The organism is Paracoccus wurundjeri (genome assembly GCF_030678915.1).
Lineage (GTDB): Bacteria > Pseudomonadota > Alphaproteobacteria > Rhodobacterales > Rhodobacteraceae > Paracoccus > Paracoccus onubensis_A.
Map to the genome: position 1 here is coordinate 85,790 of NZ_JAUUTZ010000007.1, position 21,081 is coordinate 106,870.

A 21,081-nucleotide genomic window follows, 5' to 3' on the forward strand; every position below is an offset into this window, starting at 1 on the left:
CTCCGGTCGTCACCATCCTGCGAGACGCTGCTTATCCCAGTTATATCGGGATTCCGACGTGAAAATGACAATTTAAAGCGCGTGGCACCAGAAACCGGCCCCATAACCCATGACAATGATGCCGAGAATCCGCGAGGGGCGTGACGCCCGCCCCATCGCACCACGATCACTTCATCGCGCGGATTACATTTATCCGTCCAGGCGAATCCGTTCATTCTGTGGGTCGAACGGGCTGTCCTCGGTTACCTCGGCATTCCAGAACTCGCGGAACATCCGAAGTTTCAGCCGGGTTCCCGGTTCGGCCAGATCGGGACGGACATAACCCATGCCGATCTGCTTGCCGAAAGCGACCGAATAGCCGCCCGAGGTCAGGCGCCCGATCTTTTCACCATCCGCAAACAGTGCCTCGCGCCCCCAGGGATCGGCGTCATCCGGCCCGTCGATCAGCAGCGTCACGCATTTCGCGCGAATACCGGTAGCCTCCATCGCCGCCTTGCCGCGAAAATCCTTGGACAGATCTACGAACCGATCCAGTCCCGCCTCAAGCGGCGTGGCGTCCCGGCCAAGTTCAGTCCCGAAGGCGCGATAGGATTTCTCCTGACGCAACCAATTCTGCGCGCGAGCACCAACCAATTTCATTCCCAACGGTTCGCCCGCTTCCATCAGCCGGTCGAACAGGTGGTTCTGCATCTCGATCGGGTGATGCAATTCCCATCCCAACTCGCCGGTATAGGCGACCCGGATCGCCTGAACCGGCACCATGCCGAGTTCGATCTGCCTCATGGAAAGCCAGGGGAAACGCTTGTTCGACAGCGCCGTTTCAGGCTGTGCATCCCGGATCAGCCGTGCAAGCACCTCTCGCGAGGACGGTCCGGCAATGGCGAATACGCCCCATTGTGTGGTAACGTCCTGAATGCAGACGAATTCGCCGCCCGCAGCCATGAAATCCTCGGCTGATTTGATCAGGTTATCCTGATCGTAATCCGTCCACGCGCCCGCCGAGACAAGGTAATAATCATTCTCGCGCCGCCGCACGATAGTATATTCGGTCCGGGTGGTTCCCGCATCGGTCAACGCATAGGTCAGGTTGATACGCCCCACTTTGGGCAGCTTGTTGGTGGTCAGCCAATCAAGAAACGCGGTCGCTCCCGGCCCCGTCACGACATGCTTGGCAAATGCGGTCGCATCTATCAACCCGGCGGTATTGCGCACCGCTTCGGCTTCGGCCTTCGCATATTCCCACCAGCCGCCTCGCCGGAAACTGCGGGAATCGTGATCGAAGCTGTCGGAGGCATCGGCGGGGCCGTAGTAATTCGGCCGCTCCCACCCGTTCACACAGCCAAACTGCGCCCCCCGGGCTTTTTGCCGGTCATATGCCGGAGCAGTCCGTAACGGACGGCAGGCCGGACGTTCTTCATCCGGATGATGCAGGACATAAACATGGTCATAGGCCTCTTCGTTCTTGAGGGCCGCGTATTCCGTAGTCATCCAGCGGCCGAAGCGGCGCGGGTCCAGCGTGGCCATGTCGATCGTCGCCTCGCCCTCGGTCATCATCTGCGCAAGATAATACCCGGTGCCGCCCGCTGCCGTGATGCCAAAGCTGAATCCTTCGGCCAGCCACATGTTCCGCAGACCCGGTGCAGGCCCGACAAGCGGATTTCCGTCAGGCGTATAACAGATCGGTCCGTTGAAATCGTCCTTGAGCCCCGCAGATTCCGATGACGGAATGCGGTGCAGCATGGACATGTATTCTTCCTCGATCCGGTCCAGATCCAGCGGGAACAGATCCGCCCGGAAAGTCTCGGGTACATCATAGAGGAATCGCGCGGGCGCGTTCTTCTCGTACGGGCCGAGGATCCAGCCGCCGCGCTCTTCCCGGACATACCATTTCGCATCCGCGTCACGCAGCACCGGATGCTCGGGATTGCCGTCTGCGCGCCATTTGGCAAGCTCCGGATCCGTATCCGTGATGATATATTGATGCTCGACCGGAATTGCGGGAATGCGGATGCCCAGCAACCGCGCCGTCCGCTGCGCATGGTTGCCTGTGGCGGTCACGACATGTTCGGCCCTGATCTCGAACACATCGCCAGACGGCACCAGATTGCCGCCCTTCTCGATCATCTTCTCGCAGGTCACGACCCATTCATCGCCTGTCCAATGATAGCCGTTCACCTGAATCTTGCGCTCGATCTGGCAACCCGCCATCCGCGCCGCCCGCGCCATGGCCTGGGTTACATCGGCGGGGTTGATATAACCGTCTGTAGGATGGAAAATCGCACCCTTCAGATCATCTGTCCGCACCAGCGGCCAGCGTTCCTTGATCTGCGAGGGGCTAAGGAACTCATGCTCGATCCCAACGGTTTCAGCGGTTGCGGAATACAGCATATATTCATCCATCCGCTCTTGCGTCTGCGCCATCCGCAGGTTGCCGCACCGGGTAAAACCGGCATTCAGGCCGGTCTCATCCTCAAGCCGCGCATACAGCTCGACCGAGTAATTATGAATATGGCTGGTCGCATAGCTCATGTTGAACAGCGGCAGAAGCCCTGCGGCATGCCATGTCGACCCGGCGGTCAATTCGTCACGCTCGACCAGCAACGTCTCCCACCCGGCACGGGCAAGATGCAGGGCAATGCCGCAACCGACCGCACCGCCTCCGACGACAAGAACCTTTACATGCGATTTCATGGCACGTCTCCTCTGCCCGCGAATCCTTTCCTGTTAGTGCCAGAGCGAAATCCTTATGGATCCATCCGCCCGACCATTGGCAGCAAAAAACGACATGCTGCAACGCAGCACTTGTCTTGAAGGCGTTCTGCGCGATAGATTGCGCCCTGCGTCAGCCGGGAGGGGGAATGCATGCAGATTTGCCGCAACAAGCAGGCCATGCGTGAATGCAGGTCGGAATGGCGCAGCACGGTTCAGCCCGTCGCGCTGGTTCCAACAATGGGAGCCCTGCATGACGGCCATCTGACGCTTGTCGCACGGGCGCGGGACTGGCTGAATGAACGCGGCGGCGGCAAATTGATCACCTCGATCTTCGTCAACCCGACCCAATTCGGGCCGAATGAGGATCTGGACAAATATCCGCGCGATGAGGAAAACGACCTGCGCCTGCTGCGGGCTGCGGGTTGCGACGCGGTGTTCATGCCAAGCGCCGAGGATGTCTATCGTCCCGGCAGTCAGACCATCGTCGAGGCGACCGAGCTATCGCGCATGCTGATCGGCCGGCTTCGTCCAGGCCATTTCCGGGGTATGACGACGGTCGTCACCAAGCTGTTCAATATCACTGATTGCGATGCCGCGACCTTCGGGGAAAAGGATTACCAGCAACTTACCATCGTTCGGCAAATGACCGCGGATCTGGATATACCGGTCGAAATCATCCCGGTTCCCACCGTGCGTGAAACCGACGGCCTTGCCATGTCATCGCGCAACCGCCGCCTGAGCGCACAGGATCGTGCCGCCGCACCGGTGCTGAATCGCGCCCTTGACCGCGCGCAGGAACTGGTCGAGGCGGGCGCGAACCTTAACGCGCTGCGGCGCGAAATCCGCAAAACGCTGGCCGCCGAGCCGCGCGGCAATGTCCAATCCATCGACATCCGCGATGCCGCCGATCTGTCGCGCATCAACAGCATCACGCGCCCGGTGGTCATTCTTCTTGCCGTCCGCTTCGGCGACGTGCTGCTGATTGATCAGCGGGTTGCCCGCCCCTTACCGACTCCGCAATAAGCGGATCGGGAGTTCACCGGGGATGACGGCCCCTGCCGCAAGCCCCCTGACATTCGCATATCCGTCCGAGACATCGCGGCTGCATCCGCAAATCTCGGCAATTTGCATCTGGAGGAAAATACCGCCCATGTCTGTACACGCCCCGGTCAAACGCATCACCGCCCCCGATATCGCCTCGCGCAAGGGGGACGCCACGCCCATCGTTGCCCTGACCGCCTATACCGCGCCACTCGCTGCTTTGGTCGATGAGCATGCCGAAGTGATCCTTGTCGGCGACAGTCTGGGCATGGTCATTCACGGCCTGACCTCGACCGTGGGCGTCACGCTCGAGATGATGATCATGCATGGACAGGCGGTCATGCGTGGAGCTCAGCGGGCCATGGTGGTGATCGACATGCCTTTCGGCAGCTACGAGGAAAGTCCTCAGCAGGCCTTCCGCAACGCCGCGCGGATCATGGCGGAAACCGGCGCAGGTGCGGTCAAACTGGAAGGCGGAAGCCGCATGGCAGATACGATCCGTTTCCTGGTCGAGCGTGGGATCCCCGTCATGGGTCATGTCGGGTTGACCCCGCAGACCACGAATACGATGGGCGGTTTCAAGACCCAGGGCCGCGATCAGGCGGACTGGCCCGCCCATATCGCCGATGCGAAGGATGTGGCCGAGGCCGGCGCCTTCAGTGTCGTGGTCGAAGGTGTGGTAGAAGATCTTGCGGACCAGATCACTGAAGCGATTGCGGTTCCCACGATCGGTATCGGAGCCTCGGTCCGTTGCGACGGCCAGATACTGGTGCTGGACGATATGCTGGGTCTGTCCGGCAGAGTTCCCCGCTTCGTGCATAAATTCGGAGCTCTGGGGCCGCGTGCATCCGAAGCGATCGCCAGCTATGCAAGTGCCGTCCGGGATCGCAGCTTTCCGGGCGAAAAACAGGTCTACCGTTAGCTCCGGTCCCGCCCGCGGATATCCACCACACCGAACCGCATCATCTTTCAGGTGGTTGCGGCCGCGCCGTCATCATCCGCAAAGTCAGCGGTCCGTGCCAGCGGCGACATCAAAAGCGGCGCAAGCAGCAGCGCGGCAAGCCCCAGATAGATGGTCGAGAAACTCATGCTTTCGGCAAGAAAGCCGATGCTGCCCGGTGCCAGAAGAATTCCGGAATAACCCATCGTCGTCACCACCGACAGTCCGACGCCCGGCGCCAGCAATGGCAGGTTCCCGGCGGCCGAGAACATGATCGGCACCAGATTGGCGATACCCAACCCCGCAAATCCGAAACCCATGATCGCAATCAGCGGTTGCTGCGCCATGCCCGCAATTCCCAGCCCTGCAATCGCGATCGTCGCACTGATCCTCAAGGTCGTGACCGCGCCCAGTTTCTGCCGCAGAAAATCGCCCAGGAAGCGCAGAAGCGCCATAGTCGCGGCGCATGCCGCGAATGCCCAGCCGGACAGCGACAGCGACGCGCCCATCTCGCGCTGCAGATAGACCGCGCCCCAGTCCAGAATCGCCCCTTCGGGAATCATGCAGCACAAAGCCATAACCCCGATGATATAGGGAAGTGGCGAACGGGGAAGTCTTAGCGGCGTTCTCGCCTCGCGTTCATCAGGCGCATCCACCAGCATGCTTGGCAGCGCAAATGCCAAAACTGCGCAGAATGCCAGCGTGGCCAGAATCGCGTGACTAGCCTCGCCTAGTTCGGACAGGGCGACACCGCCCACCCCTGCCCCCACGACGCCGCCAAGGCTCCAGAATCCGTGGCAGGAAGACATGATGGCACGGCGGCGAATCCGCTCGACCGCGACGGCATTGGCGTTCATCGACACATCCATCCCGCCCATGAATCCGCCAAAGAGCAACACGGCGATCATGACAAGGATCAGGTTGGGCGCCAACGTCATCAGCAACAATGTCGGCACGCCCAGCAATGCGGACAGCTTCACGGCCCGCGCCGAACCGTGCCGTGCCGTCATCGCGCCGAAAACCGGCATGAGCGAGATCGATCCCAGCCCCAGGCACAGGACCACCATCCCGGCGGTGCTTTCGCTGATCTCGAGTCGTTCCATCAGAACCGGCAGTTTGGGCGCCCAACTGCCGATCATCATGCCATTGGCAAAGAAAAGCGCAGATACGGCCGTTCTGACCGAGCCGGTTGCCCGGCTAATCCCGACGGACATGCATGCCTCCGTACCGTCCCCTGAGTTAAAGCATCCCCGGCACGACCAGATCCGGCGGCCGATGCCCGTCCGCAAAGGTCTTGACGTTGATGATGACCTTCTCGCCCATCTCGTTACGTCCCTCGACCGTGGCCGACCCCATATGCGGCAACAGCACGACATTCGGCTGATCACGCAGGCGCGGGTTGATTTCATGCCCGTGCTCGAACACATCCAGCCCGGCTCCGGCAATCTCACCCGCGCGCAGCATCCGGGTCAGTGCATTTTCATCGATCACTTCGCCGCGCGAGGTATTCACCACCACCGCGGTCGGCTTCAGCAATTTCAGCCGCCGGGCGTTCAGCAGGTGGAAGGTCGAAGGCGTATGCGGCGCATTCACGCTGACGATATCCATCCGCGCCAGCATCTGGTCGAGACTTTCCCAATAGGTCGCCTGCAAGTCGTCCTCGATTTCCTGGCGCAGGCGACGGCGATTGTGATAATGCACCTGCATCCCGAAAACATTCGCCCGCCGCGCCACGGCCTGCCCGATCCGCCCCATGCCAAGAATGCCAAGCCGCCGCCCGCCGACACGCCCGCCCAGATGCGCGGTCGGCGCCCAACCCTTCCAGCGACCCGCCTGCATTTCGGCCAGCCCCTCTGGAATGCGCCGGGTGACGGCCAGAATCAGGGCAATGGTCATATCTGCCGTATCCTCGGTCATCACGCCGGGAGTATTCGACACCAGAACCCCACGCTGCCGTGCAGACATCACATCGATATGATCCACCCCAGCGCCGTAATTGGCGATCAGCTTCAGCCGCTCTCCTGCCTGCGCGAGCATATTCGCGTCGATATGATCAGTCACGGTCGGCACCAGAACGTCACATTCCTTCATCGCCGCGGATAATTCCTCGCGGGACAATTTGCGGTCATCCTCGTTCAGATTGACATCGAACAATTCCTTCATCCGTGTCTCTATCGGCTCTGGCAGGCGGCGGGTTACGGTGACCCGAAGTTTCGGGCGCGACGATGTCGGGCTGGCTGCTTGCATGATTGCCTCACTTTCTCGAAACCGTGCTGTAGGCGCACTTCCATTGCCGGGCGGCTTTTGGCAAACTGCCCGCGTTGAGGGGCAGGTACAAGACCCCGATCCGTCCGAACCCGGCAAAATCAGGCAAGAGCCCGGGGAGGCGCATGAATTTGACGGCCGCGTTTACCGGCCAGGCAGGAACGGAGAGCGGATGACAAAAAGCGCGGTTATAGGAAATATAATCGCCGTGGCTGCGGCTATGGCGATCTGGTCGGCACATGGCATGGCTTTGGCAGAGATTTCCGGAACGGGCAGCGGTTCCGGTCAATTCCCCGACCCGCATGTTATCCTGGCGCAAAGCGAACTTCCGGCAAATGCGAAGATCGACCGCAATGCCGGAGAAGAGCGTGGATCCGTCACGAACCTGCCACTCCCGCGTTATGTCAGCCTGAAAGGCAGCGAGGGCAATGCCCGTCGCGGTCCCAGCCTGTCACATCGCATCGACTGGGTCTTCCGCCATGCGGGCATGCCGCTGCGCGTGGTGGCCGAGTTTGGCCATTGGCGACGGGTCGAAGATAAGGACGGCGCCGGTGGCTGGATCCATTACGCGCTGCTGTCCGGCGTTCGCACCGCAGTTGTCGTACAGGATATGGCCGAATTGCGCGCGCGCCCCAACCCGGATTCCGACGTCGTCGCACGGGCCGAATCCGGTGCGATCGTCAAACTGGGCGAATGCAATCCCGACTGGTGCAGCATTTCCGGCGGAGGTGAGCGTGGATGGGTGCCCAAAACCGATATATGGGGCGCCGATCCGGGCGAAATCCGTGAATGATACCGCCCCTTTACGAGCAGCGGTGATAATCGAACCGCTGATCCGCTTCACGCATGCTCAGCAGGTTTCCACTGCTTTTCAATGTCACGTTCCGCTCGAAGGTTTCACCTTCCCCTGAACAGATCAGGGTCGCCTGCAGCCCTTCGGCCCCCGCCGTTCCGGGCTGCATCCGGCACAGGGATTCATAGAAACGGAATTGATCGCCGGATATGGTCAGCCGGGTAACCGAGGAGTTATCACCGCAGGCTGCGGGATCAAGATTGAATATCCCGTCCGTAATCTCGGGGCGGGGCGGTTCCTCGACGCACCCCGCAAGAAGAGCAGCAACGGCAATCGCGCAAATCGCTGAAATCCTGTGCATGATCCGTTTCCTCCCTGAACTCGGTCCATTTTCAGCCGCCCCGATCATCCTACCGCCACAGCGGCCGGGCAGATCACGCCGGCGCAGATTCTTCGACGATCACCAGATCACGTTCTGACGCGCCTTTCGCATGAGCCAGCGCGGTCTGATATTCGGGACTTTCGTAGCAGGCGACAGCAGCCTCGAAACTCGGGAAGCGGGCCACGACATTGCGGGACCGGTCATTACCCTCCATCTGCCGATATCGCCCGCCACGAGCCAAGAAGACCCCGCCATGGGCAGCGATCGCAGGGCCCGCCGCTTCGGCATAGCGACCGTAAGCCTCGGCATCGGTCACATGAACATGAGCAATCCACAGGGCAGTCATACGGCATCTCCTATCAGTTTCTCGACTTCCGAAAACGCGTGCTCCGCGGCTTCCAGGCTGGGCGCGCCGCCCTGCGCGCGATCAGGACGTCCACCGCCACCCTTTCCGCCAAGCGCAGCAGTAGCGGCCTGAACCATCGAAACGGCGGTGATGCGCCCGGTCAGATCCGAAGTCACCCCCGCCGCCACGGTCGCCTTGCCGTCCGCCTCTGCCAGAACCAGAACCGCACCACTGCCCAATTGCGCCTTTATTTCATCGACAAGCGGGCCAAGCTCCTTGCCGGAAACGCCTTCGACTTTCCGCCCCAGGAATTTGATCCCGTTGATCTCCTTCGCGTCGACATCCCCGGCCCCGCCCATCGCAAGCTGCCGTTTCAGCTGCGCCAACTCGTTGGCAAGTGCCTTGCGCTCATCCGACAGCGCGCGAACCCGGTTCACGACATCCCCGGCCTGTGCCTTGAGGATACCCGCAATCTCGCCAAGTTGACGATCCGAATCGCGCAGATGCGCCAGTGCCGCCTGCCCGGTCAACGCCTCGATCCGGCGCACCCCGGCAGATGAGGCGCTGTCGGCAAGCAGTGCAAAAGCCCCGATATCGCCGGTACGCGCGACATGCGTGCCGCCGCAAAGTTCCAGCGAATAGGTCTTGCCATCATGCCCCTTTCCGCTTCCCTCCAGTTGCCCCATCGACACCACGCGAACCTCATCGCCGTATTTTTCGCCAAACAGGGCCTGAGCGCCGATCGCGCGCGCGTCATCGGGTGTCATGATCCGCGTCTCGACCGGTGCATTCTGGCGAATGAAACGGTTCACCTCGGCCTCGACATTCGCCATTTCGCCGGGCGTGACCGCATGGTTATGGCTGAAATCGAAGCGCAACCGGTCCGGCGCGTTCAGACTGCCCCTTTGTGCGACATGCTCACCCAAGGTCCGCCGCAGAGCCTCGTGCAACAGATGCGTGGCCGAGTGATTGGCCCGGATATCTCCGCGCCGGTCATGATCCACCGCAAGCCGGGCGCCCTGCCCCGGTTTCAGACTGCCCAATGTGACCTCAGCGACATGGATGAACACCCCGGCGACTTTTTTCGTATCGGTTACCCGAGCCGCGCCGGTTTCCGTCTTGATCAATCCCGTATCGCCGACCTGCCCGCCCGACTCCGCATAGAAAGGCGACTGATTCACCACGATCTGAACCTGCTGACCTTCGCCCGCTTCTCCTATCTCGGCCGCGTCCTGGACCAGCGCCATGATCTGGCCTTCTGCCTCTTCGGTATCGTAGCCCAGAAACTCGGTCGCGCCATGTTTTTCGGCCAGATCGTACCAGATCGCCGCATCCCTGGTTTCACCGCTGCCGGCCCATGCCGCGCGGGCCTTGGCTTTCTGCTCGGCCATGGCCTTGTCGAAACCTTCGGTATCGACCGCCCGGCCCCGTTCACGCAACGCGTCCTGCGTCAGATCAAGCGGGAAACCGTATGTATCGTAAAGTTTGAACGCCGCCTCACCGGGAAGATTGGCGCCTTCGGGCAGTTTCGTCACTTCATCATCCAGCAGCCGCAGCCCGCGATCCAATGTCTGCCGGAAGCGGGTCTCTTCGCTTCGCAGAGTCTCTTCGATCAATGCCTGCGCGCGCCTTAGTTCGGGATATGCTCCACCCATCTTTTGCAGCAATGCCGGAACCAGCCGGTACATGACCGGATCCTGCGCGCCCAGCATATGCGCATGCCGCATCGCCCGCCGCATGATCCGGCGCAGCACATAGCCGCGGCCTTCATTCGAGGGCATCACGCCATCCGCAATCAGGAAGCTGGTCGAGCGCAGATGATCCGCGATAACCCGGTGATGGACCTTGCCGGGTCCGTCGGGATCGCTGTTGGTCGCATGCGCGCTGGCCTCGATCAGGCTGCGCATCAGATCGGTATCGTAATTGTCATGCTTGCCCTGCAAAAGCGCACCGATCCGCTCCAATCCCATGCCGGTATCGATCGACTGCATGTCGAGTTCGCGCATCGAGCCGTCCTCGAACTGCTCGTTCTGCATGAAGACAAGGTTCCAGATCTCGATGAACCGGTCGCCATCCTCATCCGCGCTGCCCGGAGGTCCACCCCAGATATGATCGCCGTGATCAAAGAAAATCTCGGTACAGGGACCGCAAGGACCGGTCGGTCCCATCTGCCAGAAATTGTCGCTGGTCTTGATGCGGATGATCCGGTCATCAGAAAGGCCAGCAACCTTCTTCCAGATATTCGCCGCCTCGTCATCGGTATGATAAACCGTGACCAGCAATTTATCTTTCGGAATGTCGAAATCCCGGGTCAGAAGTTCCCAGGCATAGGGAATGGCGTCTTCCTTGAAATAATCCCCAAAGCTGAAATTCCCCAGCATTTCAAAGAATGTATGATGTCTGGCTGTATAGCCGACATTGTCCAGATCGTTATGTTTGCCACCCGCACGAACGCATTTTTGCGATGTCGTGGCACGTGTGTAATCGCGCGTTTCAACCCCGGTGAACAGGTTCTTGAACTGAACCATGCCCGAATTGGTGAACATCAGAGTCGGATCATTCCGCGGTACAAGCGGGCTGCTGTCGACGACCTGATGACCATTTCTTTCGAAATAGCTCAGGAAAGTGGATCGGATGTCGTTCAGACTGGGCATATGGGGCCTTTTTCGCAAAACATTCGCGTCAACCCGGTCAGAGCCGGGCCGTTCTACGGTCTAGCCCCAGCCAATGCGGCTGTCCAGCGATCCTGTTCATGCCTCCTGATTTCCGCTGTTGCGGAAACTGCAGATCGTTCATGACTTCCGGGCGCCGGTTTCCGCCATTCGCGCGGCAACCCCACGCCCGGAGTTGATCTATTGCACGTCAGCTTTTCGCGGGGACAGGGCTCAATCCTCGCCAAGAACCTCATCTTCGCCGGACGCGAAATCAAGCCCGTGGCTTGCCCGGATCTTATCCTCCAGCGCAAGCGCGACATCGGGATGGTCGCGCAGATATTGCTTGGCATTTTCGCGCCCCTGTCCGATCCGCTCGTCACCATGCGAATACCAGGCACCCGATTTCTCTACCACGCCAGCCTTCACCCCCAGGTCGATCAGTTCTCCGACCTTACTGATCCCCTCGCCATACATGATATCGAACTCGACCTGACGGAATGGCGGCGCGACCTTGTTCTTGACCACCTTCACCCGAGTCGTATTACCGACCACTTCATCACGGTCCTTGATCGAACCGATGCGGCGGATATCCAGACGCACGGATGCGTAGAATTTCAGTGCATTTCCACCTGATGTCGTTTCAGGGCTGCCAAACATCACGCCGATCTTCATGCGAATCTGGTTGATGAAGATCACCATGCAGTTCGAACGTCCGATACTGGCGGTCAGCTTGCGCATTGCCTGGCTCATCAACCGGGCCTGAGCGCCAACCTGATGATCGCCCATATCTCCTTCGATCTCTGCCTTTGGGGTCAGGGCCGCGACCGAATCGACCACCACCATGCTGACCGCACCCGAGCGCACCAGCGTATCGACAATTTCAAGCGCCTGCTCGCCCGTATCAGGCTGAGAAATCAGAAGCTCGTCCAGATTCACGCCCAGTTTGCGCGCATATTGCGGATCAAGCGCATGTTCGGCGTCCACAAATGCGCAAACACCGCCTTTTTTCTGTTCTTCGGCCACGGCATGAAGGGTCAGGGTGGTTTTACCGCTGCTTTCAGGGCCATAGATCTCGATGATCCGGCCCTTGGGCAGGCCGCCGATCCCTAAGGCGATATCAAGCCCCAGCGAACCCGTCGAGGTCGATTCGATCTCGGCCACGGGATTGTCGGCCCCCAGCTTCATGATGGAACCCCTGCCGAACTGCCGTTCGATCTGGGCAAGCGCGCTGTCCAAAGCCTTTTGCTTGTCTGCACTGCGTTTGTCGTTCATGTCCAAGATGCTCGCCATTGCCATAATCTCTTGTCCTTATTTCATAGCCCCGCTTGCGGAGCAATCTGCCCGATAGCCTGGATGTTCACTTCTTGTTCTAATTTTTAATGCGCCATAATCGAATGTTTTTCAAGTCCCGATTGTCTTTCGCGATTGTTCCCTGCCCATCATGATCTCTATTCCTCAAGAAAAGATTTACATCTTGCCTTTGCGCCGATATCCCGGCCCTCGCCATCTCACGGGAGGCGACGAAAGGTATATTTATGCTGATTTTCTGGGAACAACGGCTTGTATTTTTGGCCACCCCAAAAGCCGGTTCGACCGCAATTGCCATGGCGCTCGAATCCTTGGCGACGACCTCGATCCAACGACCGGCATCGATGAAACATACTGACATTTCTACATTTCACAGGCATGTCGCCCCGTGGCTTGCAGCACAGACAGGGGCCGAATTCACCACGGTTGCCCTGATGCGGGAACCGGTGGATTGGCTGCGCAGCTGGTACCGCTTTCGCCTGCGCGATGATCTGGACGATCCCGAACACCTTATGGACGGTGTCAGTTTCGAACGCTTTGCGAAGCTTTATGCCGAGGAAGATGGTCCACAATCTCTTGGCATCGGCAGTCAGGCCCCCTTCCTGCAGACGAACGAGCATCGGGTGGATCGAATCTTCCGTTATGAGAATATCGGCGGATTCGTGGAATTTCTTGAAGATCGGTTGGATTGCGCAGTGGAATTGCCGCGGGCAAACGTCCCGCCAACCGTGGATGTCGAGTTGTCATCCGAACAGGAAGAGCGTCTGCGCCAAACCATGCAGGAGGATCTGCAGCTTTACGCGGCAATCGAGTAACGCTTGCGCTCTAGCGCCCGGATGCTCCTGCGATTACGGGATCCGCAAGCTGATCCTGAACCACCTGAACGAGTTCGGTCAGCGTGAAGGGCTTGGCCAGAAAAACCGAATGCGGCACCGGTAACTGATCGTTGCCAAAGATATCTTCCGAATAGCCGGACATGAAAACCACTTTCGTCCCGGGCCGTTCCTCTAGCGCCGCGCGAACCCAACCTGGCCCGTCCATTCCCCCCGGCATAATCACATCGGTCACGAAAAGGTCAGGTGTGAATTCGGCATCGGCAAGCAATGCCAGTGCCGCTTCCGCACCATCGGCTTCGCATACCTCATATCCTTTCAGCTTCAGGGCACGCGTCGCCACGGCACGAACCGAGGCTTCATCCTCGACCAGCAGGATCGTCGCCGGTCGATCGGGAATTACCGGAAAGGCAGCACCGGGGCTATCCGGAGTCGCTGATGGCTCATATTCGCCTTCCGGCTGCTGCGGGAGGTAGATCGAAAAACATGTCCCGCGCCCCGGCTCGCTGTCGCACAGGATATGGCCACCGGTCTGCCGCACGATTCCATAAACGGTCGAAAGCCCCAAACCGGTTCCCTCGCCAACAGCTTTGGTGGTGAAGAATGGTTCGAAAATCTTGCTCATGTTCTTGGGTGAGATCCCACAGCCGGTATCAGCCACGGTAATACAGACATATTCCCCAGCAGGCAGGGTATTTCCTTCCTGCATCAATGGTGTGTCCAGAATCCGGTTTTCAGTGGCAAGCCTGATTTCGCCGCCCTCAGGCATGGCATCACGTGCGTTGACGACCAGATTCATAATGACTTGCTCCAGCAGCCTGCGATCGGCCCGGATCGGCTTTAATGACGGGTCGTGACTGATCTGAAGCGATGCCCGGCCACCGACAAGTCGATTCAGCAGATGCGTCAGATCGGCCAGGGTATCGCGGAGGTCAAGTCGTTCGAGTTTGAGTGTCTGCTTTCTTGAGAAGGACAGAAGCTGCCCGACAAGTGCCGCCGCACGGTTGGCGTTCTGACTGATCTGATCCAAATCGGCATAATCCAGATCGGATTTGTCATGTCGCAGCATCAACAAATCGCAATGCCCGCGAATCGCGGTCAGAAGATTGTTGAAATCATGTGCGATTCCGCCGGCAAGCTGTCCGATAGCCTGCATTTTCTGGCTTTGAACGAATTGCGCTTCAAGCGTTTTCAACTCACTTGCATCGGTCAGGGCCACAAGGAATTCCGAAGAACCCGATACCATCGGCACCAGCGCAATCTGGATATAGCGCTCCGTCAGATCGGTACATTCAGGATGGCGCAGACGCAACATTTCTGTTCTGTCTTCCACTCGCCTGGACAGCATATCCTCGAGCCAGCTTCCGGCAGGTTGGTTCATATCGTCAAAAATATCTTCTAAGGAAATGATATTTCTTGATTTATCTGAAAGAAAATTTCCCAATAAACGTCGTGCAGAGGCATTGGCATAAAGGATGTGCCCGTCAGATGTCAGGCGAAGCAAGGCAATCGGAATAAGTTCTAAATTTTCATGATTATTATTATAATTTTTTGTAAATAAATAATTTTTAGATACATCATCAAGATGGGTTATCGACCAGCGCAATTGCGTCAGCCCGGTTATCCACCTGACTGCGAGCGCAATATTCCCGCTCAGCGTGATCTCGGCGATACCGTCCTGCATGGCCCGAGCCGACCAGTCCAGGCGCGCACCGTCGCAATCTGCACGAAACCTGGAAATCAAAACATTGATATTCCTACCGGTAATGTCGCCAATCTCACCTATTGCCGCAGCGTTTTGCAAGATGACCTGTCCGTCCGGGTCACAAATCCAGATCGGCCCGGTTGCCGCCTCGATCTCGCGTCTGGTGACGGCAAGCGCCCGGCGCTGGAAGATACTTCGTGAAAGATGGGCAATGGCAAACGCGCCGCCGATCCAAAACCAGCCTATTGCCACGCCGGCGACAAAGATTGTGATTTTCCCGGCCCCTGCCTCGGGCATATAGAGCAACATCGTGAATGGGAGCACTACCGACATCAAAAAGAGCGGAAGCAACCATCGTATATTGCGGGAAAGGCCAAGGAATCCTTCGGAACTGGTCATGCAAATCATACTCCCACAAAGCCGGACAGCTTGGCTTTGCGGTTAAACTGTTGAAATTCCCTTAATCGAGAAAATTTCGATAGCACAACCTTTAGTTGTTAATCAATAACGAAAGGAAAAATCCGTCACTTGCTGTCAGTGGCGTCCAAAGCATGGACGAGATCTGCGCGAACCGGTCATGGCGAGACATGAATGCCTCGATATTCCGTTTGTTCTCTGCCTCGAAAAGTGAGCATGTCATATATGCCAGATGACCGCCAGGCGCGACAAATGCAGCGGCTTTATCAAGGATTTCAGACTGAATTTCAGTTAATTGCTGCAATCTCTCAGAGGTCAGGCGCCATTTCGCGTCAGGTGTACGCCTCCATGTACCCGACCCGGAACAGGGGACATCCGCAACGACTAGATCAAACTTTCCCACGGGCATCGATACCCGCTCGATCCGGACGCCGGCCCTCTGTGCGCGCTTTGGAAGGTCCGCCATCCGCGCAGGTTCCGCGTCATGTGCGAAAAGCCGGATTCCCGGCTGTCGCCCAGCCAAGGCCAATGATTTTCCGCCACCGCCGGCGCAATAATCCAGAACCCGCCCCTCTTTCTTCAAAGGCAGGGACGCGCAAGCCAGTTGCGGCGACAGATCCTGAAGCTCCACCAACCCGCTGCGATATGCCCGACTGTTACCGATACGACGCTTGCCGCTGCAAACACGAAGCGCCCCGGTCAGTTGAGGCGCTGTTTCGGTCTCGATACCGTCCTGTTCCAGCATGAGGCGGGCCTCTGGCACCGCCGCAAGAAGCGGGTTCACGCGCAGCCAGACCGGAGCGCGCTGCCCCATTTCCTTAGCGATCACATCCGAATCCGGGCCAAGCGCCTCCTGCCACAGGGGGATCAGCCAGTCGGGTATATCCGAGGACGTCACCTTTTGCTCGGTTCTCTCATGCGCATTCAGCGGCGCGGGCGCATAATTCTCACCGGTGAAATGAAGATCGGGATCCTGCCCGGACTCCCGGCAAAGGCCAATCATCAGACCGCGGCCGGACAGGGCCCCGCCGCGATCGGCAAGCGTGTTCCTGCGGCGCAATGCGTCGTAAACCAGATCCCGGACCGCTGCCCGGTCTTTCGAGCCGGCATAGCGGCTGTTCCGCGCCCATCTGAGCAAGGCTTGCTCGGCCGCTTGCCCATCCAGAATCCGATCCAGTACATCGATAGCCGCACCGATCCGTGCCGAAGGGGTCATGTCCTGTCTCTTTGGTGATATAAGCTATTGCGACCTGAAGAATTCATGAACGTCCCTCCATCCGGCGCCCAGAGATCTGCCATCGCCTTGCCTTCCTGTCCTTCCAAAACGAATATTTCATCCCACCGAAATCAGGCGGATGGCCTGATCCTGCTGCATGAACCACATCAGGAAACGCACCGCCTTCCCCCGTGCGCTCTCCAAAGACGGATCCCGGTCAAGCAAAGCGCGGGCATCCTGCCGGGCGACAGACATCAGGCCCGCCTGATGTTCAAGATCGCCGATATGGAAGCGCGGCAACCCGGATTGAGCGGTTCCGATCACATCGCCTGCTCCGCGCATCTCCAGATCGACTTCGGCAATGCGAAAGCCGTCCTCGGTATCCCGCAGGGTCGTCAGGCGGCGCGCGCCGGTTTCACCCAGTGGCGCATGATACATCAGCACACAGGTCGAGGCCCCCTGCCCGCGACCAACCCGCCCACGAAGCTGATGAAGCTGTGCAAGGCCGAAACTCTCGGCCCGCTCAATCACCATGATCGTGGCTTCCGGAACATCGACCCCGACTTCGATCACCGTGGTCGCCACAAGGATACGGGCGCGACCGGAAACGAAATCAGCCATTGCCGCATCACGTTGATCCGGTGGCATCTGCCCGTGAACCAGCCGTACCTCCTTGCCGAACTGCGCCCTCAGTGACTGAAATCGCGCCTCCGCCGCGGTCAGGTCGCTGACTTCGCTCTCATCGACCAGCGGGCAAACCCAATAGGCCCGCGCACCCCGGTCCAAAGCCGCCTTCAGGCGCGCCGTCACCTCATCCAGCCGCTGATCCGAAATCATCACCGTGGTGATGGGTTGCCTGCCCGGCGGCTTTTCGTCCAGCACTGACAAATCCAGATCGCCATATTGCGTCAGGGCCAACGAGCGCGGAATCGGAGTTGCGGTCATGATCAGCATATCAGGCGGAACATCGCCCTTGGCCGATAATTCCAGCCGCTGTGCGACGCCGAAACGATGCTGTTCATCAATAATGGCAAGGCGAAGATCATTGAAATACACGTCTTTCTGGAAAACGGCATGGGTCCCGACCAGAATATCGATACGTCCCTGCGCAAGGTCTTCGAGAAGCTGTGCCCTGAGATCGCCTTTGTTTCGCCCGGTCAATGCCGCCAGTCTTACCCCTGCCGCTCGCGCCAGAGGTTCAAGCGCCCGCGCATGCTGCCGGGCAAGCAGTTCGGTCGGCGCCATCAGCACCGCCTGCCCCCCTGCCTCGACCGCGATCAGGGCAGACAGCATGGCGACCAATGTCTTTCCCGCGCCCACATCGCCCTGAAGCAACCGGTTCATGCGGCGATCGCTGGCCATATCGACGGCGATCTCCTCGACAACCCGATCTTGCGCATTCGTCGGAGGCCAGGGCAAATTGCCCAGCACCTTCCGGCGCAACGTACCGTTACCGCTGGTCGGTCTGCCCCTCGACCGTCGCTTTTCCTGCCGCACCAGAGCCAATGTCATCTGATGCGCCAGAAATTCATCATAGGCCAGGCGCGCCCTCGTCGGGCTATCCGGTGACAGGTCGCGCGGGGATTGCGGATCATGCGCCAGCTTCAACGCTTCGGCAAATCCGGACCAGCCGCGCTCCTTCAGCAATTGCGGATCGATCCATTCATCGACCTCGGGTAGATGCGCCATCGCCGCCGATATCGCCTTGCTCATCATTCGCTGGGTCAGACCCTGCGACAAAGGATAAACCGGCTCGAATGCCGCAGGCGGCGCATCGTCTTCGCGCAGGATATGATCGGGATGGACCATCTGCGCAAGCCCGTCGAACAGTTCGACCTTGCCGCTGACGATCCGACGCGCTCCGGTCGGAAGCTGGTTTTCGATCCAGTCGCGCCGGGGATGAAAAAACACCAGAGTCAGATCATCGCCATGCATATCCGTGCAATGCACCCGCCAAGGGCGCCCACGCGTTTTCGGCGGGAAATGGCGGCCGACCGTCACGTCAATAATCACGATCTCGGGCGGTTCGGCCTGATTGATCCGCTGGATGCGGCGGCGGGTGATCCCCGACGAGGGCAGCGTCATGATCAAATCACGGGGGCGCTCGATTCCCATCTGCATCAGGGCGGCCTGCCCCTTCGGCCCGATGCCGGGCAAGGTGTCGATTGCCGCGAAAAGCGGGAAAAGCGACGGGGGCCTGCCCTTCGGCACGCTCATTGTCCCGCGATCCGCATCCATTCATCCTCGTCGATGATCTCGACGCCCAGATCGGCCGCCTTCTTCGCCTTGGATCCCGCGCCTGGTCCAGCGATCAGCAGATCCGTCCTGGCACTGACCGAACCGGCGACCTTGGCCCCCATCGCCTCGGCCCGCGCCTTGGCTTCGGCCCGCGTCATACGCTCGAGCGTGCCGGTGAATACCAATGTCTTGCCACTGATCTCGGTTTGTGTCGCCAAACGTGTCTTGGCGGGCAAAATATCCAGCATACCCGTCAGCCGATCGATGCTTTCGCGCTCGCGTGGTTGGGTGAAACTCGTCACGAGCGTCGTCACCAGCACCGAGCCGATACCGTCGATTCCTGTCAGCTCGGACCAGTTTGGACTTTCACCCAGAACGGCACGGCGCGCCTTGTCATCCGCGGCGGTGAATGCGGGTTCGGCCGCAGCGCCGTCGATTGCCGCAACCAATGTCTCCCAGGTTCCAAAATGCCGGGCCAGAGTCGCCGCAGCCACTTCTCCAAGATGCCGAATGCCAAGCGCGAAAAGCAGCCTTTCCAATTGTATGCGACGTTTTTCCTCGATTGCGTCGAACAATTTTCCAACCGAACGATCGCCGAAACCGTCTCGGTTCTTCAGTTTGCCGATATTCGCGGCATCACGCTTTGCCAATGTGAAGATATCTGCCGGTTCACGGATCGGCAGAATGTCGTCGGCAAAGAACATCTCGATCTGCTTTGCTCCCAGCCCTTCGATATCAAATGCAGATCGACTGACAAAATGCTTTAACTTTTCAATTGCCTGTGCCGGACATATCAATCCACCCGAGCAGCGACGAACCGAATCCCCCGGCTCTCGGATCGCTTCGGAACCGCATTCGGGGCAATGGGTCGGGAACTGATATGGCCTGTCATTCTCGCGCCGCGCAAGATCCACGTCGGCGATCTTTGGAATCACATCGCCCGCACGATAGATCTTGACCCAATCGCCGGCACGAATATCACGTCCCTCGCGGATCGGATTGCCGGAACTGTCCTTTCCGGCAATGTAATCCTCGTTATGCAGCGTCGCGTTCGAGACAACGACACCGCCAACAGTCACCGGATCCAGCCGCGCAACCGGCGACAGTGCCCCGGTCCTGCCCACCTGAATTTCGATTCGGTCAAGGCGCGTCCAGGCGGTTTCCGCCGGAAATTTATGCGCGATCGCCCAGCGGGGCGTGGTCGAACGGAAGCCCAGCCGGGCCTGATAGCCCAGATCATTGACCTTGTAAACCACTCCGTCGATATCATAGCCCAAGGTTGCCCGCTGCTGCTCGATCTCAGCCCAGACGGCAATCATTTCTTCCGGACCTGTACACAGACGGGTCAGCGGATTGATCCGGAAGCCCAACTTGGCCATTCGCTCGACCGCGCCCATCTGCGTATCCGAAAGCGGTGTGGTTAATTCACCCCAGCTATAGGCAAAGAATTTCAGCGGGCGGCTGGCGGTGATTTTGGGATCAAGCTGTCGCAGGGAACCGGCGGCAGCATTGCGCGGATTGGCGAAGATACGTGCGCCTTCACCGGAATTGAGCCGCGCAAAATCGTCATGCGCCATGTAGACCTCGCCCCGGATCTCGACAATGCCCGGCGCATCAGCCTGCAATCTCTGGGGAATATCGGCAATGGTCCGTGCGTTTGCGGTGACATTTTCACCGATCGTCCCGTCACCGCGTGTCGCGGCCTGAACCAGTTCGCCTTCTTCATAGCGCAACGACAGCGACAGCCCGTCAATTTTCGGCTCGGCCGTGAAATCCAGGGCGGAATCGGGTCCGAGATTCAGGAAGCTGCGAATCCGATTAGTGAAGTCCTGTACATCCTCATCGTTGAAAGCATTGCTCAACGACATCATCCGCTGCGCATGCGTGACCTTGCCGAAGCCCTCGGACGGCGCGGCGCCGACCTTGTCCGAAGGCGTGTCGGGGCTTCTCAGCTCGGGAAAGGATTCCTCGAGTTCAGACAGTCGTCGCTTCAACGCATCGTAATCCGCGTCGGAAATCTGCGGCATGTCATTCGCGTGATAGTCCTGGTTGGCACGCGCAATCCTGGCAGTAAGGTCAGCAATCTCGTCGGCCGCCTGCTCTTTCGTCAGTTCCGCCATCTCCTGCGTCGACGCGTCAAGATTCCGTTCCGCCATTCCAATATGCCTGTCTTGCCGTTGCGATGCGCTTCCCCGGTTCAGAGGAAAACCAGCACCCTTATAGAGCGCAAT

16 protein-coding genes and 1 pseudogene are annotated in these 21,081 nt (G+C 59.2%); 5 read left to right on the top strand and 12 right to left on the bottom strand.

Annotated elements, in window-relative coordinates; all coding sequences use genetic code 11:
- Positions 1-189 precede the first annotated feature (189 nt).
- A complete protein-coding gene (locus Q0601_RS08965; RefSeq protein WP_305289289.1) occupies positions 190-2,691 on the bottom strand; it encodes a GcvT family protein in 2,502 nt (833 codons plus the stop codon).
- Positions 2,692-2,862: 171 nt separating this feature from the next.
- Here Q0601_RS08965 and panC point away from each other — a divergent pair, with 171 nt between their 5' ends.
- Positions 2,863-3,735, top strand: coding sequence for a pantoate--beta-alanine ligase (gene panC / locus Q0601_RS08970; protein ID WP_305289291.1), 873 nt, complete (start codon positions 2,863-2,865; stop codon positions 3,733-3,735).
- A 127-nt stretch (positions 3,736-3,862) separates the two neighbouring features.
- The gene (gene panB / locus Q0601_RS08975) at positions 3,863-4,675 is read left to right on the top strand and encodes a 3-methyl-2-oxobutanoate hydroxymethyltransferase (RefSeq protein ID WP_305289293.1); all 813 of its coding nucleotides are present in this window, start codon (positions 3,863-3,865) and stop codon (positions 4,673-4,675) included.
- 47 nt (positions 4,676-4,722) lie between these two features.
- Here panB and Q0601_RS08980 read toward each other — a convergent pair whose 3' ends face one another.
- A complete protein-coding gene (locus Q0601_RS08980) occupies positions 4,723-5,907 on the bottom strand; it encodes an MFS transporter (RefSeq protein ID WP_305289295.1) in 1,185 nt (394 codons plus the stop codon).
- Between the two features lie 25 nt (positions 5,908-5,932).
- On the bottom strand, positions 5,933-6,940 hold the full coding sequence (locus Q0601_RS08985; protein WP_305289297.1) for a 2-hydroxyacid dehydrogenase: 1,008 nt from the start codon (positions 6,938-6,940) through the stop codon (positions 5,933-5,935).
- 190 nt (positions 6,941-7,130) lie between these two features.
- Between Q0601_RS08985 and Q0601_RS08990 the strand changes: the two genes are divergently transcribed.
- The gene (locus Q0601_RS08990; RefSeq protein WP_305289299.1) at positions 7,131-7,751 is read left to right on the top strand and encodes an SH3 domain-containing protein; all 621 of its coding nucleotides are present in this window, start codon (positions 7,131-7,133) and stop codon (positions 7,749-7,751) included.
- 10 nt (positions 7,752-7,761) lie between these two features.
- Here Q0601_RS08990 and Q0601_RS08995 read toward each other — a convergent pair whose 3' ends face one another.
- The 4 genes from Q0601_RS08995 to recA form a co-directional block, all read right to left on the bottom strand.
- Positions 7,762-8,112, bottom strand: coding sequence for a hypothetical protein (locus tag Q0601_RS08995; protein WP_305289301.1), 351 nt, complete (start codon positions 8,110-8,112; stop codon positions 7,762-7,764).
- Between the two features lie 73 nt (positions 8,113-8,185).
- Positions 8,186-8,479, bottom strand: a complete 294-nt coding sequence (locus Q0601_RS09000; protein WP_305289303.1) for a DUF1330 domain-containing protein — start codon at positions 8,477-8,479, stop codon at positions 8,186-8,188.
- Complete coding sequence (gene alaS, locus Q0601_RS09005; RefSeq protein WP_305289305.1) at positions 8,476-11,133, bottom strand: alanine--tRNA ligase; 2,658 nt, start codon at positions 11,131-11,133, stop codon at positions 8,476-8,478. Before alaS ends, Q0601_RS09000 begins: the two co-directional genes overlap by 4 nt.
- 231 nt (positions 11,134-11,364) lie before the next feature.
- Positions 11,365-12,429 (bottom strand): recombinase RecA, encoded by a 1,065-nt coding sequence (recA, locus tag Q0601_RS09010; RefSeq protein WP_305289307.1) that lies wholly within the window; start codon positions 12,427-12,429, stop codon positions 11,365-11,367.
- A 356-nt stretch (positions 12,430-12,785) separates the two neighbouring features.
- Between recA and Q0601_RS09015 the strand changes: the two genes are divergently transcribed.
- Positions 12,786-13,256, top strand: coding sequence for a hypothetical protein (locus Q0601_RS09015; protein ID WP_370656109.1), 471 nt, complete (start codon positions 12,786-12,788; stop codon positions 13,254-13,256).
- A gap of 10 nt (positions 13,257-13,266) precedes the next feature.
- On the opposite strand, the gene Q0601_RS09020 is transcribed toward Q0601_RS09015, so the two are convergent.
- Both Q0601_RS09020 and Q0601_RS24685 read right to left on the bottom strand, forming a co-directional pair.
- Entirely contained in the window at positions 13,267-14,655 is a 1,389-nt protein-coding gene (locus Q0601_RS09020) for a hybrid sensor histidine kinase/response regulator (protein ID WP_305289312.1), read from the bottom strand.
- A gap of 21 nt (positions 14,656-14,676) precedes the next feature.
- Positions 14,677-14,958: pseudogene (locus tag Q0601_RS24685) on the bottom strand (PAS domain-containing protein); the annotation flags it as partial.
- Here Q0601_RS24685 and Q0601_RS09025 point away from each other — a divergent pair.
- Positions 14,860-15,180: a hypothetical protein gene (locus tag Q0601_RS09025; RefSeq protein ID WP_305289314.1), complete on the top strand. Its 321-nt coding sequence runs from the start codon at positions 14,860-14,862 to the stop codon at positions 15,178-15,180. The pseudogene Q0601_RS24685 and the gene Q0601_RS09025 sit on opposite strands and share 99 nt — an antisense overlap.
- A 289-nt stretch (positions 15,181-15,469) precedes the next feature.
- On the opposite strand, the gene Q0601_RS09030 is transcribed toward Q0601_RS09025, so the two are convergent.
- The 3 genes from Q0601_RS09030 to ligA form a co-directional block, all read right to left on the bottom strand.
- Positions 15,470-16,612 carry an RsmB/NOP family class I SAM-dependent RNA methyltransferase gene (locus Q0601_RS09030; RefSeq protein WP_305289316.1) on the bottom strand — a complete coding sequence of 381 codons (1,143 nt, stop codon included), beginning with the start codon at positions 16,610-16,612 and terminating at the stop codon, positions 15,470-15,472.
- A gap of 117 nt (positions 16,613-16,729) precedes the next feature.
- The gene (gene recG / locus Q0601_RS09035; protein ID WP_305289318.1) at positions 16,730-18,829 is read right to left on the bottom strand and encodes an ATP-dependent DNA helicase RecG; all 2,100 of its coding nucleotides are present in this window, start codon (positions 18,827-18,829) and stop codon (positions 16,730-16,732) included.
- Complete coding sequence (ligA, locus tag Q0601_RS09040; RefSeq protein ID WP_305289321.1) at positions 18,826-21,006, bottom strand: NAD-dependent DNA ligase LigA; 2,181 nt, start codon at positions 21,004-21,006, stop codon at positions 18,826-18,828. Before ligA ends, recG begins: the two co-directional genes overlap by 4 nt.
- Between the last annotated feature and the right edge of the window lie 75 nt (positions 21,007-21,081).